This window comes from Neolewinella antarctica (genome assembly GCF_011927835.1).
Taxonomy (GTDB): domain Bacteria; phylum Bacteroidota; class Bacteroidia; order Chitinophagales; family Saprospiraceae; genus Neolewinella; species Neolewinella antarctica.
The window spans coordinates 781,881-796,499 of record NZ_JAATJH010000002.1 but is presented as its reverse complement, the minus strand read 5'-3'; the positions used below and the strand labels follow the sequence as shown (position 1 = coordinate 796,499).

12 protein-coding genes are annotated in these 14,619 nt (G+C 55.7%); 9 read left to right on the top strand and 3 right to left on the bottom strand.

Annotation, left to right across the window (positions count from 1 at the left end; all coding sequences use genetic code 11):
* Positions 1-24: 24 nt before the first annotated feature.
* Together GGR27_RS08470 and GGR27_RS08465 are read right to left on the bottom strand one after the other, a co-directional pair.
* Positions 25-834, bottom strand: coding sequence for a prohibitin family protein (locus GGR27_RS08470; protein WP_168036986.1), 810 nt, complete (start codon positions 832-834; stop codon positions 25-27).
* Between the two features lie 360 nt (positions 835-1,194).
* Positions 1,195-2,040 carry a tetratricopeptide repeat protein gene (locus tag GGR27_RS08465; RefSeq protein WP_168036985.1) on the bottom strand — a complete coding sequence of 282 codons (846 nt, stop codon included), beginning with the start codon at positions 2,038-2,040 and terminating at the stop codon, positions 1,195-1,197.
* 104 nt (positions 2,041-2,144) lie between these two features.
* Between GGR27_RS08465 and GGR27_RS08460 the strand changes: the two genes are divergently transcribed.
* From GGR27_RS08460 to GGR27_RS08435, 6 genes are all read left to right on the top strand, one after another.
* A complete protein-coding gene (locus tag GGR27_RS08460; protein ID WP_168036984.1) occupies positions 2,145-3,068 on the top strand; it encodes a LysR family transcriptional regulator in 924 nt (307 codons plus the stop codon).
* Positions 3,069-3,241: 173 nt separating this feature from the next.
* Positions 3,242-4,225: a pyruvate dehydrogenase complex E1 component subunit beta gene (locus GGR27_RS08455; protein ID WP_168036983.1), complete on the top strand. Its 984-nt coding sequence runs from the start codon at positions 3,242-3,244 to the stop codon at positions 4,223-4,225.
* A 213-nt stretch (positions 4,226-4,438) separates the two neighbouring features.
* Positions 4,439-5,527, top strand: a complete 1,089-nt coding sequence (locus GGR27_RS20280; RefSeq protein ID WP_168036982.1) for a CgeB family protein — start codon at positions 4,439-4,441, stop codon at positions 5,525-5,527.
* Between the two features lie 69 nt (positions 5,528-5,596).
* Complete coding sequence (locus GGR27_RS08445; protein WP_168036981.1) at positions 5,597-6,712, top strand: energy transducer TonB; 1,116 nt, start codon at positions 5,597-5,599, stop codon at positions 6,710-6,712.
* A 122-nt stretch (positions 6,713-6,834) separates the two neighbouring features.
* A complete protein-coding gene (locus tag GGR27_RS08440) occupies positions 6,835-7,431 on the top strand; it encodes a hypothetical protein (RefSeq protein WP_168036980.1) in 597 nt (198 codons plus the stop codon).
* Between the two features lie 37 nt (positions 7,432-7,468).
* On the top strand, positions 7,469-7,768 hold the full coding sequence (locus tag GGR27_RS08435; protein ID WP_168036979.1) for a putative quinol monooxygenase: 300 nt from the start codon (positions 7,469-7,471) through the stop codon (positions 7,766-7,768).
* Between the two features lie 98 nt (positions 7,769-7,866).
* Here GGR27_RS08435 and GGR27_RS08430 read toward each other — a convergent pair whose 3' ends face one another.
* A complete protein-coding gene (locus GGR27_RS08430; protein WP_168036978.1) occupies positions 7,867-9,111 on the bottom strand; it encodes an O-antigen ligase family protein in 1,245 nt (414 codons plus the stop codon).
* A 162-nt stretch (positions 9,112-9,273) separates the two neighbouring features.
* Here GGR27_RS08430 and pheS point away from each other — a divergent pair, with 162 nt between their 5' ends.
* From pheS to GGR27_RS08415, 3 genes are all read left to right on the top strand, one after another.
* A complete protein-coding gene (gene pheS / locus GGR27_RS08425; protein ID WP_168036977.1) occupies positions 9,274-10,332 on the top strand; it encodes a phenylalanine--tRNA ligase subunit alpha in 1,059 nt (352 codons plus the stop codon).
* 345 nt (positions 10,333-10,677) lie between these two features.
* A complete protein-coding gene (locus tag GGR27_RS08420) occupies positions 10,678-12,366 on the top strand; it encodes a DUF1800 domain-containing protein (RefSeq protein ID WP_262887713.1) in 1,689 nt (562 codons plus the stop codon).
* An 81-nt stretch (positions 12,367-12,447) separates the two neighbouring features.
* Entirely contained in the window at positions 12,448-14,292 is a 1,845-nt protein-coding gene (locus GGR27_RS08415) for a DUF1501 domain-containing protein (RefSeq protein ID WP_168036975.1), read from the top strand.
* Positions 14,293-14,619: the final 327 nt, after the last annotated feature.

Genomic DNA, 14,619 nt, shown 5'->3' with positions numbered 1-14,619 from the left:
TTTTATTCCATTTCTTTCGCAAGTTTACTTGCGGACCGGTGCGGCCATAACCTCATCTCCATTCATCATCATCGGCATATCACCACCGGTAATGATCACCTTGGCATTAGCCGACTGGGAAAGTGCCATAAAGGCTTCAATTGCCTTAAAGCGAAGTATCTCCGGCGTGAGTCCCTCGGCGATGATGAGTTGGGCGTCCCGCGTGCCTTCGGCTTCTATACGCTGCTGATCGGCTTGCTGCCGGGCCTGGGTGAGTACGAATTCCATTCTGAGCGACTGTTGCTCCGCTTCCAGCTTTTCCTCAATCGAGCGGGCCAGGTTTACCGGTAGTTGAATGGATTTTACCAGGACGGTTTCGATGATGATGCCCCGCCCCGCCAGGTTGGTCATCATCTGTTCCCTAATCGCTTCTTCAATGACGCCCCGCTGGCCGGTGTGCATATCCTTAGCAAAATAACGGGCGGAAACATCCGCCACCGCCGAGCGGAATACGGGCAAAATGACGGAGCGTTCGTAGTTTAGACCGATCTGGCGCAGAACTTCGGCTGCTTTCTGACCGTCGAGGCTGTAGAGAATAGAGATCGCCGCCCGAATATTAAGCCCTTCCTTGGAAGGCAGGTTTAATTCAACTTCAAGGTTTTCCGTCTGGGTGCTCATTTTTTGTACCGCGCTGGTCAGTGGGTTGAACGTTACCATTCCTTGCCCGATGGACTTATCCTGATATTTTCCCAACGTCCGCTTTACGCCTACCTCCCCTTCCCGGACGACGGTGCAGCTAGTTAAGGCGAATAGGGAAGTTAGCACGATCAGTGCGATATTTATTGGATATTTCATGGTGATATAATTTAATTGGGTTGGTTGGTGAATAATTTCTGAACCTCTAATAAATAATCGGATAAAATCAATCATACGTTTCGTAACCCTCTCCCCCGGGCTTACGACGGGGTCGACGCGTCCGAGGGCAGAGGGGGAGGCGCGATACCCGTTGGAGCAAAAGAAAATATTAATTGATTTGTCCGAGTAAGTATGTTGACAATATTAAAGTAACATTCTAAAACCCTCTCCCCCGGCTTACAATGGGGTCGACGCGCCCAAAGGTTGAAGGGGAGACACAGCAGCCCACCTCGCTCGTCAGAACGTTACAATAAAATTGTCCGACTACTCAAAATACGATAATATGGATATGCGATCAAGTCACAGATTACACAGGCAGTCATACATCGTTTTGGCCAGCTGCAGCTCGTCACTTCTCTCAGCCTCCTTCAAGTCCTGACAACCGCTGACGTAGTCGTTCATAAGGATGTGGGCGAGCCCCCGATTGTAATACAGTTCCGGCCATTTTTCTACGTTCACCGCTAAGGCAGCGGAATACAGGACGATGGCATCGTTGTAATTCCGGCCCATAAATTCCAGGTTCCCCAGCAGCATGGCCCGCACGGCCTGGGGGTAGTCACGCGGCAGGTCGTCAATCTTTCTTTCCGAGGCGGATAGGTCCTGATCAAGTTTGTGCCGGACTGCCTGCACGGCCGTCGACACCGAGTCATTTCCCGCAATCGTCCGGTGCTGAGCGGTGCGAAAATCCGAGACCGAAGTCGCGTCCCGTGGCGATGGCTCGGCGTCGGTTACGGCGTAGGTCTGGCGAAAGTACTCACCGGGATAGAGGGCGAGATAAGGGGCAACATTACCCTTTCCTTCGGCCAGAAAGAACTCGGTGGCGCGGGGATTAATCCGGTTAGCCTGCATAATATCTTTTTGCGCTTCTGCTTTGCGACCCATCTTCATCAGAAGATTTGCACGCTGAATGAGCGGTGGAACCCAGTTCGCCTGCCAGGCTAGCGCCCCCGTATAGGTTATTAACGCTCGTTCCATCTGGCCGGACTGCCACTGTCGTTGTGCCAGGTTGAGCTCTCCGAGGGGTAGGTCGAGATAAGTCGTACCACCCGTCGCGCCGGACCTGACCAAGCCTGAATTCTGGGCGCTGAGGGGCGCAACCGTCAACAAGCAAAGAAAAAGGAGGCAACATAATTTTATGTACTTCATAAGGTGGTGAATTAAATCAGTGTTACTCTTCGGTACGGTAAAGGTAAGGGCGACCATTCATAAGTATTCCTTTATATTACCTATCCAAACCATAAGCAAAAGATATGAATTTCACCTTACGTCAGTTGCGTATTTTCACCGTGGTGGCGGAGCATAAAAGCATCACGAAAGCAGCTAAAGAGCTCTACCTGTCCCAACCGGCCGTATCCATTCAGTTGAAAAAATTTCAGCAGCAGTTCGATCTACCGCTGACGGAACTGATTGGTAAGCAACTATACATTACGGATTTTGGTCAGCAAATCGTTAACTCCGCCCACAGCATTCTGGCGGAGGTGGATGCCATTGAGTACAACTCGAATATTTTTAAAGGCCGGCTCGCCGGGCGGCTCCGGCTGTCTATCGTCAGTACGGCAAAGTACGTAATGCCCTATTTTCTCAGCGGTTTCATGCACTTGCACCCGGAGGTAGACCTACTCATGGACGTCACCAATAAGCGGCAGGTTGTCGCCGATTTGGAAAAAAATGAAGCAGACTTCGGCATGGTCTCCGTCGTGCCGACTAATCTCGACCTCCTCCACGTGTCGCTCATGCCCAACAAACTCTATTTGGTCGGAGAAGTGGCGAAGGATGGAGCCGAGCACCCCAAGACGCTCAAGTCGCTCACCAAACATCCCCTACTATTTCGGGAGGCGGGCTCAGCGACCCGCGACGCGATGGAAGATTTTTTGTCCCACAAGCGTGCGCGCGCGGGTAAAAAGATCGAACTAACCTCAAACGAAGCATTAAAGCAGGCCATCATTGCCGGCCTGGGCTATTCCATCATGCCCCTCATCGGCATTAAGAACGAACTGAAGAACGGCGACCTGGAAATCGTTCCGTTACCCGGTCTGCCGCTAACGACGGAGTGGGATTTGGTCTGGCTAAAAAGTAAAAAGCTCTCGCCCGTCGCGGCGGCTTACTTAGAGTTTATCCGTAGGGAGAAAGATCGAATCGCGATGGATAAGTTCGGTTGGACCGAGCAGTACTGAATGGTCAACACGAGTAAAGTCGGTTCAATCAAGTTCACGTAGCTACCATTAAGCCGTGGTTACTTCCCGCCGCCCGCGCCCTACCCACCAACCCCCGCACCCGCGTCCGCGCCCCCTGATCTTCATGTGCGGTCAAATTCTTACTTTTGCCCTCCACAACGAAGAAAAATAATATGGCCAGAAAATTAGCCCTCCGAGATGCCCTGCGCGAAGCGATGTCCGAAGAAATGCGCCGCGACGAAAATGTGTTTCTGATCGGCGAAGAAGTCGCTCAGTACAACGGTGCCTACAAAGTCAGCAAAGGGATGCTTGACGAATTCGGTGCCAAGCGCATCATCGACACGCCCATCGCCGAACTCGGTTTCGCCGGCATCGGCGTCGGTGCGGCCATGAACGGCCTGCGGCCCATCGTCGAATTCATGACCTGGAACTTTGCCGTGTTGGCCTTCGACCAAATCGTCAACAACGCCGCCAAGACGCTGAGCCAGTCCGCCGGCCAGTACAATTGCCCCATCGTTTTCCGCGGCCCCTCCGGTTCCGCCGGCCAACTCGGTCAGCAGCACAGCCAAACGTTCGAGAGCTGGATGGCCAACACCCCCGGCCTGAAAGTGATCTCATGTATCGACCCCGCCGACGCGAAGGGTCTCCTCAAATCCGCCATCCGTGATAACGACCCCGTCTGTTTCATGGAATCGGAAATGCTGTACGGCATGGAGGGTGAAGTGCCCGAGGGCGAATACCTCGTCCCGATTGGCAAGGCCGCCATCCGCCGCGAAGGCACCGACGTAACGCTGATCAGCTATAACAAGATGGTGCTCGTCGCGATGGAAGCCGCCGAAAAACTCGAAGCCGAGGGCATCTCCTGTGAAGTGATCGACCTGCGGACGATCCGCCCGCTCGACCGCAAAACGATTGTCGAATCCGTCAAGAAAACCAACCGCGCCGTGGTCATCGACGAAGCCTGGCCGTTCGCCGGCGTCAGCTCAGAAGTCGCCTACGAGATCCAGAAAGCTGCCTTCGATTACCTCGACGCCCCGGTCATCCGCGTCAACAGCGCCGATACGAGCCTGGGCTACGCGCCTACGCTGGTGGAGGAGTACTTGCCTAATACGGAGAAGGTTATTCGGGCGGTTAAGGAGGTGGCTTACGTTAAGTAGGGAGGTTAGGCGGTAGGCTGGTAGGTGGTAGGCTCGTAGGCGGTAGGCGGTAGGTTGAATTTACTTGCTTGTACCGACTAAAATTTTAGGCCTGTTTAGCTCGTATGATCCGTACACCTGATTTTTTACAAAAAAATAACCAGTCCCCGCCTAATCTAAATTCCTGCCGCCTACCGCCTACTGACTACCGCCTAATCTTCCTACCTTCCCCCCGTGAAATTCGGCTCCACCCCCCTCGATCTGGTCATCATCGGCCGCTCCATCCTCTCCTCCCTGGAAAACCCGGCGGCGGGCCTGTACCGTGGTTTGATCAACGAGCTGGCGCAGCACGGCCACCGGACGACCTTCCTCGAACGGCTCGACCCCACCAGGGTTCAGGTGCGGGATATGTTGCGGTCACCGTACTGTGAGGTTTGGACTTACCCCACCACCGAGCAGTTGCTGGAAGAATATACGGACATCGTGCAGACGGCGGACGTCATCATGATGGGTAGCGGCGTGGAGGACGCCGAGGATATTGCCGTCTGGATCGCCGAAGAAGCTAGGGGCGTCACTATTTACTACGACACTAACTTAAACCGGACGATCGAATCCTTCAGCGCGGCCCGCAAACTTGGCGACTGCCTGAGCTGCCGGACGATCGGTAATTTCAACCTGTTCCTGTCCACCACCGGCGGCCCCATTCTGGAGGAGCTGGCGCGTGAAAACGACCTGCAGTTTGCCCGCCCGCTCTACGAATCCGTCGACCCTTTCGATTTTTACCGTACGGACGCGGAAAAAACCTACGAACTGGGCTTCATCGGCACGTATAAGGAGGACCGCCGGGAGACCCTCACCGCGCTACTCCTCGAACCGGCCGGTTACACGCCCGCCCGTAATTTCGTACTGGCGGGCAGCGGATACATCGACCGGGAGAACTGGCCCACCAACCTGACTTACCTCGAACACTTACCCGCCACCAACTTGGTGGATTTCTATAACCGCCAAGTTTGTACCCTGGTCATCAACCGGGCCGACCGGCAGGCGATGGGTTACACACCGACGCGTCGGTTGATGGCCGCCGCCGCCTGTGGCGTCCCCGTGCTGACTACCTACTGGGCTGGGTTGGAGCACTTTCTCGAGCCCGACCGCGAGGTATATACCGTGGACGACCGGCAGAGCGTTCTCGACATTCTCTACGGTAGCGACGAGAAGTACCGCCGAAAAATGGGTAACCGGGCGAGAAAGCGCATCCTGGCGGAGCACACCATCGGCCACCGTGCGCAGGAACTACTCGGCTACCTGAGCGAAGTCACCGACTAGTCGGCGCGCCCCACCAAACCGACTCCGGCCGCAATAGCCCCTCCCTTCGAACCATCGACCCCCCCCGCAATGAAACTTTTCTTTACGCTGATCTGCTGCTTTCCACTAGCGCTCATAGCCCAAGCGGAGCCCGCCCTCACGACCGCCACGGACTCCGTAGCGGTCGATACGACCATCTACCAATTTGCCGATGAGGCACCCCGGTTTCCCACCCGGTGCGAAGGCTACGACACCACGGCTACGGCCAAAGTAGAATGCTCGGATATCGCCGTGCTGGCCTACGTCAATAAGCGCGTCGGCTACCCTGTGGAGGCACGAAATCAAGGCATAAGTGGAACGGCGGTCATTAGCTTTTTGATCGAACGCAACGGTATCATTTCCCGGGCGGAGATCCTGCGGGACCCCGGCGCGGGCCTGGGCGTGGCGGCGGCGCGGGCGGTGATCGAGATGGCTAAAGAGGTCCGCTGGCGGCCGGCCTTCAGGGAGGGCAAGCCCGTCCGGTTTCTGTACACTTTACCCATTCGCTTTAAGTTGGAGGAACCCAAGCCCTACGTGTTATCGGACCGGGACACGATCTACACGGAGTTTTCCAAACCCGTCGAGTTTACCGGCCCGTCCGGCAGCCTCGTTGCCTACCTGACCGAACAACTTACCTACCCTACTTCCGGTGAGGACAGCTGCCGCATTGGAGACCTGGACGTACAATTACTGGTCACGAGCGCCGGTGCCGTGCAGGTACAGGACATCATCGACTATAATGACCTGGGGACTGATTTCACCTTCGAGGCCATCAGGGTAGCGACCAGGTCGCGCGGTCAGTGGTCGCCGGCGGAGTACGACGGCCGGCCCGTCACCGCTGCCTACGACGTTGCCCTCACCTTCGTGCCAGAATCGGCGGCCTGCGCGTCCACGATCGCAGATTACAACGACGCGCTCGGCCTCATCAACGAGGCGCAGGTGATGGCTCAGGACAGCAACCAGGTAATTTCAGCGTTGGCGAAGATGGACGAAGCCGTTATTCGTTTCCCGCGCGACGGCCGCTTCCGCATCGTCCGGGGGCAAACTCGCCTGGACAACAACATGCTCGGTGGCGCGTGTGAAGACTTGACGCTCGCCAAGGCAATTTCGCTCGTGAACTGGTACGATGGTGTGTTGCCGTTGCTCTGTAAGGCGATGGAAGAGTAAGCACATCTCCGAGCTGGTTAATAAGTTTGCGCGGACGCCGGTGCCGGGTAAACGGGCAAGCGAGCAAAGTTTAGGACGGCATTAACCAACTTGGTGGCGGCAGCCCTTGTCTTTACCCCCGCATGAAGTACTTATTCGTTTTGTCGTTCCTACTCGTTACCCCCCTGCTGGCACAGACGGCCAAGTCGTCCGTGATCACGGAGGGCACCTGGGAGCAAAATAAATACTGGTCAGAGGTCAACGACCTCGACGGTAGGTTTCAGCTCCTCAGCCCCGCCCCCTTCGCACACCGGGTCGACACCCTTGACGGTGGGCTCGGTGAGCAAGTCCTGCATACCTTCCATTTCGAAGTCCCGGACCCCACGAAGGCCGAGAACGTGATCTACGCCCTGTCCTACGTCGACTATCCCGTAGGAAGCCTGCACCACGACAGCACGGAACTGATCGAGGAATTTATGGCTTCTACCGAAGAAGAAGCCGTGATCGCCATGCGGGGCGACCTCGTTTACGCCTCCGGTAAGGAAGTTTCCACCTACCCCGCCCGCCAGTGGCGCATCGACTACAACGACGGTAAAGCCACGGCCCGTACGCTGGCCGTCGTTGCCGGAAATCGGTACTACGAGCTAAAGGTGTTTTCCTTAAAGGCGAGCGGACCTAACGGCTCGGCGAGTAAGTTTTTTGATTCCTTCCGCCTCTTCGATCCGCCGGGGGAACAATAAGTGGCCGAGCTCCGTAAGGATGGAAACATTAGTACCCATGTCCAAGCAACTCTACCTGATTGCCAAGTTCGACCTCAAGAAGGCCGATAAAGCTTACCCGATCTTCAAGAAACACGCCAAAGCTAGCCGGGCCAAACTCGGTTGCCTTTTCTTTTACCTCATTCAGGACAAAGATGACCCCAGCAAATTCGCCACGATGGAATGCTGGGAAAACTACGACTACTTCGAGCAACACGTCGCCGACGACGAGCACGAAGCCTTCTTTAAGAAGATCAAAAAGCATTTCCGGAAAGACCCCGAGGTGATGGAGGCAAATTTAGTCATGGGGATGGAATGACCTTTGTTTCTAACGCTTAGACCCGGATGGTCGTCTGCCGCTGCGTGGGGGCTCGTTCCCACGTTTACGGTGTTCCGATTTATCGTCAACTGATAAATTCAGAATACCTTCTTCTTTCTCTCAACTCCGGGTTCCCAAATCAGCAACAACAAGAGAGAAAAGGCGGAAACCCCCACCGTATTCTCCAGCGTGTTCTCCACCAGGCAACTCAGAAAGAACACGGTGACGACGGCGAGGAACACGGCGTCCCTTCGCCGGAGGCCAACTAGAAACAGTACGATAAATACACCGATTGTGACAACGCCACCGATAACCCCGCTGCCGGCGAGCGCGCTCACGAACTGGTTGTGCGGTCGCTTTCCCTTCTTGCCCGGCAAAATTTCCGCGTACCGTCGATCAGTTGCCGCGAGCATATTTCCCGGCCCCACGCCCACGACGGGGTGGTCCCGAAAGATCGACCAGCCCACCCGGATGCTCGTCAACCGGCCTTCGTCGCTGTATTCGAGTTCATCGTCCGCCGCGTTGCGGTGGAAAAGCTCGTAGCGTACGTAGTCGAGCTTCGTTTGGAAGCTCGGCACCGCGATGTAAGCCACGACGGGCAGTACGCACAACCCACCGATCACGGCTGCGGCCGGGAGCCAACGCCCCCTTCGCCATGCGCTCGCTAACCCCAACACCAAGGCACCCGCGTACGCGCCCACCAGGCCACTCCTGACCGCGAGCAAGTGCAGGCCCAAAAACAAGAACCCCGCTACGTACCACCAGGTATTTCGCCACCCGAACGCCCGTAAACCCCGTGCGCGCACGGCTAGCAGCGCGGCAATTGCGACGAGCAGACTAAACCGAATATGGTTGCGCGGCACGGGAACGGACTGCCCCATGCGAATCAAATTATTGATTTCTTCGAAGTGCAGACCATAGTTGATGATTACACCGCCAAGGACGAGCCCCACGAATAGCCCGAAGCCACCAAAAACGGCACCCTCCAGCCGGTCGCTCAACTTGGGTAGGCCCGGCCAAACGATTGGCAGACTCAGTAATGGCACCTTAATGCGCAAGCGCTCGAAGTAGTAAGGCCAGTCCTCCGTCTGCCACCAGCCGAACAGTAGCAGCAGGTAGAGCGCGATCAGGGCGAGCGGGACGGGGCTTCCTAAATGGCGGGCAATCCCCGCGCGCCAGGCCGGGTTGATACCAGCAAGCGGGTCTAACAAACCCAGTACGACGATGCCAATCAGCCCGACGGACAGGACCGGTGGTGAAATCACCAACCCGAACAGCGCGCTGGCGAGCATCAGCAGGTACAGGTAAAGTCGGTAGTGTTCAACACGGTGGCGCGTCAGCATGGGGTAAGGATACGGCGTGCGGGCCGAACGTTTTGTTTACCGGGCGGGAAGGCGCAATACTTATTTACTCAACAATCGATCTCCGGGCGTGAAGTGCATTGCTCCTATTCCGTACCGACGCGGCACCTGCGCCCGCGCCCAATTACCCTATATTTGCGCCCTATGGCCCCAGAAGTTTTTACCCGCGTAGCAGCCCTCATCGAGGAGATCAATCAGCACACCGCCACGACCGCCCCCGAGGTGGAGGCGTTCCGCATCAAGTACCTCGGCTCGAAGAATATCCTGAAGCCCCTGATGGGGGAAATGCGCAACATTCCGAACGAAGAGAAGCGCGCTTTTGGACAACTCGTCAATAAGGCCAAGCAGACCGCGCAGGATAAATTCGATGCATTACAGGCCGCCACGGCGGAGCAGGCGGGCGCGGTCGCGGGTACAGGGTTAGACCTGACGGCACCGGCCGAAGCCCTCCCCCTCGGCAGTCGCCACCCCATCGCACTGACGATGCGGCGCATCATTTCGATCTTCGGGCGCATTGGCTTTACCGTGGCGGAGGGGCCGGAAATCGAGGATGACTGGCACAACTTTTCGGCCATGAACACGCCCGAAGACCACCCGGCGCGGGACATGCAGGACACTTTTTACGTCGGCGAAAACATGCCCGCCGGCCCAAAAAACACCGACATGCTACTGCGGACGCACACCAGCTCCGTCCAGGCCCGCACGATGGAAAACGAGCCGCCGCCGATCCGCATCATCGCCCCCGGCCGCGTCTACCGCAACGAAACGATCAGCGCCCGCAGTCACGCGCAGTTCCACCAGGTGGAAGGTCTTTACGTAGCCGAGAAGGTGAGTTTTGCCGACATGAAGGCTACGCTACTCCACTTCGCCCGGGAGATGTACGGGGATCAGACTAAGATTCGTCTCCGCCCCAGCTACTTCCCCTTCACCGAGCCCAGCGCCGAAATGGACATCTGGTGGGGCCTGGAAACGGAGCACGATTACCGCATCACGAAGGGCACCGGCTGGCTCGAGATCCTCGGCTGCGGCATGGTGGACCCTCAGGTACTCATCAACTGCGGGATCGACCCGGAGATCTACTCCGGTTACGCGTTCGGGATGGGCATCGAACGGCAAGCGATGTTGTTGTACAACATTACCGACATCAGGCTGATGTTCGAGAACGACGTCCGGTTTTTACGGCAGTTCAGTAGCGTGTTGTAACCGGGGTCACGACCCGCCCGCAACGGGTAACAATCGGTTGGGCTTCCGATACCGAAAGTGACTTAATTTTGGTAGATAATAGTAAGGGGCGTGGATTTATTTAGTTAAATGTTTCGCGTTAAACGGGCCAGTGCCTAAGTAATCCGTGCAATTGCGGTAATTCTTAACCAAGCTCACTGTTCGGCTCTTTGTGGTTTAGACCGCAGTGTAGTATATTTGAAATTATTCTACTAGTAGTTTACGTAATATTTGAATTTTCCCCGACTTTAAAAATTTAGATTTCATCCTCTCTCGTTCCGCCGCAAAAACGGTGGACTCATCCTACTTTTAAATTCCTCTTTTACATTGAGTACGTTAACCGCAACCGTTGCACCGGCTGCCGTCAATGGACTACCTGGCTATAATGGACCGTGGGGCAAAGCACAAGCTGCCCACCTACTCCGCCGTTCCATAATGGGACCAAAACGCCAGGAAATCCTTGAGGCTTCTACCAGTGGTTTATCCGCTACGTTGGATAAATTATTCGCCCCCCCTGCCCTGCCGCCGCCCCCGATCAACCATTTTTTCACTCAGGACCCCAATGTCGCCGTTGGTAAGACGTGGGTCAACTCCCCTTACGTCGCGGGTGTCGACGTAGGCAAATACCGTTACCCGTCCCTGCGGGGGTGGTACGTTAATAACCTTATCGATAGCCCTTGCACGATTAACGAGCGACTGACCTTGTTCTGGATCAATCACTTCGGCATGGCGGAAGTCAGCGATCACCGTGCTGAGTATCAGTATATCCAGCTATTTCGTGAGTTCGGTGGCGCCAGCTTTCAGACGATGATCGAGAAAATTACCGTCCACCCGGCGATGCTGTATTTTCTCAACGGTGACTGGTCGAGTAAGTACGAACCGAATGAGAACTACGCTCGGGAATTGTTAGAATTATTTACCATCCAAAAGGGGCCCCAAATTGGCGAGGGAGACTACACAAATTATACCGAGCAGGACATCCGCACCGCCGCCCGTATTCTGACCGGTTGGCGCACCCGCAGGCTGTTCAGTAGAGACAGCGGACCGGTCGACAGCTTCTTCAACGATCAGACGCACGACGATGAGACCGACCCGCGCAACCCCAACCTGGAACCGAAACAGTTGAGCCGCCACTTTGGTAATGCGGTGATCGTCAGTAATGGTGCCGACGAGTATAAAGATTTGATCGCGATTATTTTTCAGCAACCGGAGACGGCCCGGGCTATTTGCCGGGAATTGTACCGTTATTTCGTGTATTCTGACATTACTTCGGAAGTTGAGGACACCGTGATTACCCCACTCGCCCAGTTCATGACGGCCAACAATTTCAACGTAGCCGCTACACTCCGCGAATTATTGGGTAGTAAGCATTTTTACGACATAAACGTACGGGGCCCCTTCATCAAGAACCCCTACGAATACTACCTGTCGATACTACGACCACTGCACGGTTTTGAGCATCTTGATCTCAGCTTGGCGAATAACCCCAATTCCAGCCAGATCAGGACCATCTATAACATTGGTACCGCTTATTTCGGGTGGGCCTCCTCGGCGGACATGGACGTCTTCACCCTCCCTACCGTAGCGGGGTGGAAGGCGTACTACCAGGCACCGAACTACTACCGGAATTGGATTGGCTCAGCTTCCCTACAGTTGCGACGTAAATCAGTGCGGGATTTGACGTACCAGGGTATTTACGTACAGATCGAGGGGGGGGAATACAAGCCGCGAGGGCTTGGTTGGCTTGAGTTCGTCGAGCGACTCACCATTCCGGAAGACGTGATCGAGGTCGTTCAGGAATGTATCGACATCTTCCTTCCACGTGAGTTGCACCCCGACCAGTTCGACGCCCTTAAGAACGAGTTGCTCCGCGGCCAGCAGGACCGGGAATGGACCATCCAGTGGAACAGCTACCTGGCCAGCCCGTCCAACCCGGACATTACCCGGCCGCTAACGAACAACATTAAGTCGTTCTTCCGCGCGCTGTTCAGCATGGCTGAATTCCACCTTCAATAACTAATCTTCCGAAGTCTCTTCTTCTGATTGCCCCGGCTCTTTATCGCCGGTGGCCAGGCTTCGATTTAATACCCATCCATCATGGATCGTAGAAACTTTCTTCGCCGCGGCGGTGCGCTTAGCCTACCGCTACTGGCCGGCTTTTCGGGCATCCAGGCTGCCGGCTCCTCCTTCCTCACCAATTTGTTGCCCCCCGGGTCCGATCGCGTTCTCGTACTCATCCAGTTGAACGGTGGCAACGACGGGCTCAACACCCTCGTTCCCATTGACCAGATGGGCGCTTTACAGAACGTCCGACCCAACGTCTACCAACCCAAATCATCGCTCAAGGCACTAACGACGAGCCTTGCCTTACACTCCAGAATGGGTGGGATGCAGGGGCTATTTACGGAAGGAAAGATGAGCATCGTCCAGGACGTAGGCTACCCCAACCAAAACCGCAGCCACTTCCGCAGCGCGGATATCTGGACGAGTGGCTCCAACGCCACCACCACCCTGGAGACGGGTTGGGTGGCGCGGCACCTGGAAACTGAATTTGTGGGGTTTCCCACTGATTTTCCGACCAGTAGTCAACCCCACCCACCCGCCATATCGATGGGTAACATCGGTAACGCGACGTGCCAGGGCTACGTCACCAACGTCAGCCAAACGGTCAAAAACCCGAGTGAATTGACGCTCCTCGCTCCCGGGGGCAACACCCCGCTACCCGACGATAATTACGGTGACCAGCTCGATTTTCTGAGAACGGCCATCGAGCAAACCAACGAATATGGTGTCGTGATCAAGGCGGCGGCCGAATCAGGGGCCACCAGTGCAACCTACCAACCCGGCCCACTGCGCGAGCAACTTCAAAACGTCGTTCGCCTGATTAGCGGCGGACTACAGACGCAAGTGTACGTCGTTCAGCTGGGTGGCTTTGATACCCACGCAACGCAGGTAAACGGCAACAACACCACGCAAGGAAGACATGCAGATCTGCTCGGCCAGCTTTCCGACGGTATCGCTGCTTTTCAAACGGACCTGGAGGAGCAGGGCATCGCCGACCGGGTTTTGGGGATGACCTTCAGTGAGTTTGGCCGCCGCATTCGGTCTAACGGCAGTAACGGAACGGACCACGGCACGGCCGCCCCGATGTTTCTGTTCGGTAACTGCGTAAGCGGAACCGTCCTCGGTGATAATCCGACAATCGATACGCAGATTGACCAGAACGAAGGCGTGCCGATGCAGTACGACTTTCGCGACGTTTACGGGTCGGTGCTGACGGACTGGTTTGGCGTCCGGGAAGCAGATGTTCGTACGCTTCTTTACCCTGGGTTTGTCTATTTACCCGTCGCCAACGGCTGCGCGAGTGCGCTACCCGTAGAACTACTGAACTTTACCGCGGCGGGCGATCGCAAACAAATCAACCTGGCCTGGCAGACCACGCTGGAAGAGAATAACGATGGTTTTGAAGTACAGCGGAGCGAGGACGGCAAAACTTTCCGGCGCATCGGCTGGGTTACCGCAACGACTGATGATGGTGCGGGGGTTCACGACTACGTGCTGGCGGATTCGGACGTCGTCACCGGACCTCTATACTACTACCGCCTCAAGCAGCGAGATTTGGACGGGAATTTTGAGTATTCGCCAGCGCGGACGGCTCGTTTGACGGGTAGTGCGCTCGGCGATTGGTCCGTCGGTAATGCCTTCCCCAACCCGGCCACGGAGGAAACGACCGTGCAGGTTTACGCGCCGACCGACGGAAGGGTCAGCTATTCTGTCTTTAACGTTGGTGGCCAGCGAATCATGCAGGATTCAGCCGTACTGATCGGCCGGCGGGATACCCGAATTAAGATTCGCTTTGGGCGGGTTCCACCGGGAATTTATACCATTCGCTTCGACGTGAACTCGAGTGATTACCGGACGCAAAAGATTATTATCCGGTAGACGTACGCTATTTCTGGATCAATTACATACTAATGTTACGCAGATTATTTCGCCACATAGCACGAAGTACTGCGAAGCAAAACACAAAAGCACAAAATCGGTGTATGGCTACGCCAAAGCACCGTTTACTTATTCTTGTGTGTTTTTGTGTTTATGTGCCATAATCCGGTTGCGTGAGGTCAGTTACTTGGGCAATATCGAACGTACATCTTGTAACCCTCTCCCCCGGGCTTACGACAGGGTCGACGCGTCCAAAGGTAGAGGGAAGACGAGTCAGTTCGCTACGCTCGTTAAAATGTTACGATAATATTCTCCAACTACTTAGCG

Excerpts from the sequence above, each read along its gene's own strand:
- GGR27_RS08470 (WP_168036986.1), bottom strand. The coding sequence starts at position 834 with ATGAAATATCCAATAAATATCGCACTGATCGTGCTAACTTCCCTATTC.
- GGR27_RS08465 (WP_168036985.1), bottom strand. The coding sequence starts at position 2,040 with ATGAAGTACATAAAATTATGTTGCCTCCTTTTTCTTTGCTTGTTGACG.
- GGR27_RS08460 (WP_168036984.1), top strand. The coding sequence starts at position 2,145 with ATGAATTTCACCTTACGTCAGTTGCGTATTTTCACCGTGGTGGCGGAG.
- GGR27_RS08455 (WP_168036983.1), top strand. The coding sequence starts at position 3,242 with ATGGCCAGAAAATTAGCCCTCCGAGATGCCCTGCGCGAAGCGATGTCC.
- GGR27_RS08445 (WP_168036981.1), top strand. The coding sequence starts at position 5,597 with ATGAAACTTTTCTTTACGCTGATCTGCTGCTTTCCACTAGCGCTCATA.
- GGR27_RS08440 (WP_168036980.1), top strand. The coding sequence starts at position 6,835 with ATGAAGTACTTATTCGTTTTGTCGTTCCTACTCGTTACCCCCCTGCTG.
- GGR27_RS08435 (WP_168036979.1), top strand. The coding sequence starts at position 7,469 with ATGTCCAAGCAACTCTACCTGATTGCCAAGTTCGACCTCAAGAAGGCC.
- GGR27_RS08430 (WP_168036978.1), bottom strand. The coding sequence starts at position 9,111 with ATGCTGACGCGCCACCGTGTTGAACACTACCGACTTTACCTGTACCTG.
- pheS (WP_168036977.1), top strand. The coding sequence starts at position 9,274 with ATGGCCCCAGAAGTTTTTACCCGCGTAGCAGCCCTCATCGAGGAGATC.
- GGR27_RS08415 (WP_168036975.1), top strand. The coding sequence starts at position 12,448 with ATGGATCGTAGAAACTTTCTTCGCCGCGGCGGTGCGCTTAGCCTACCG.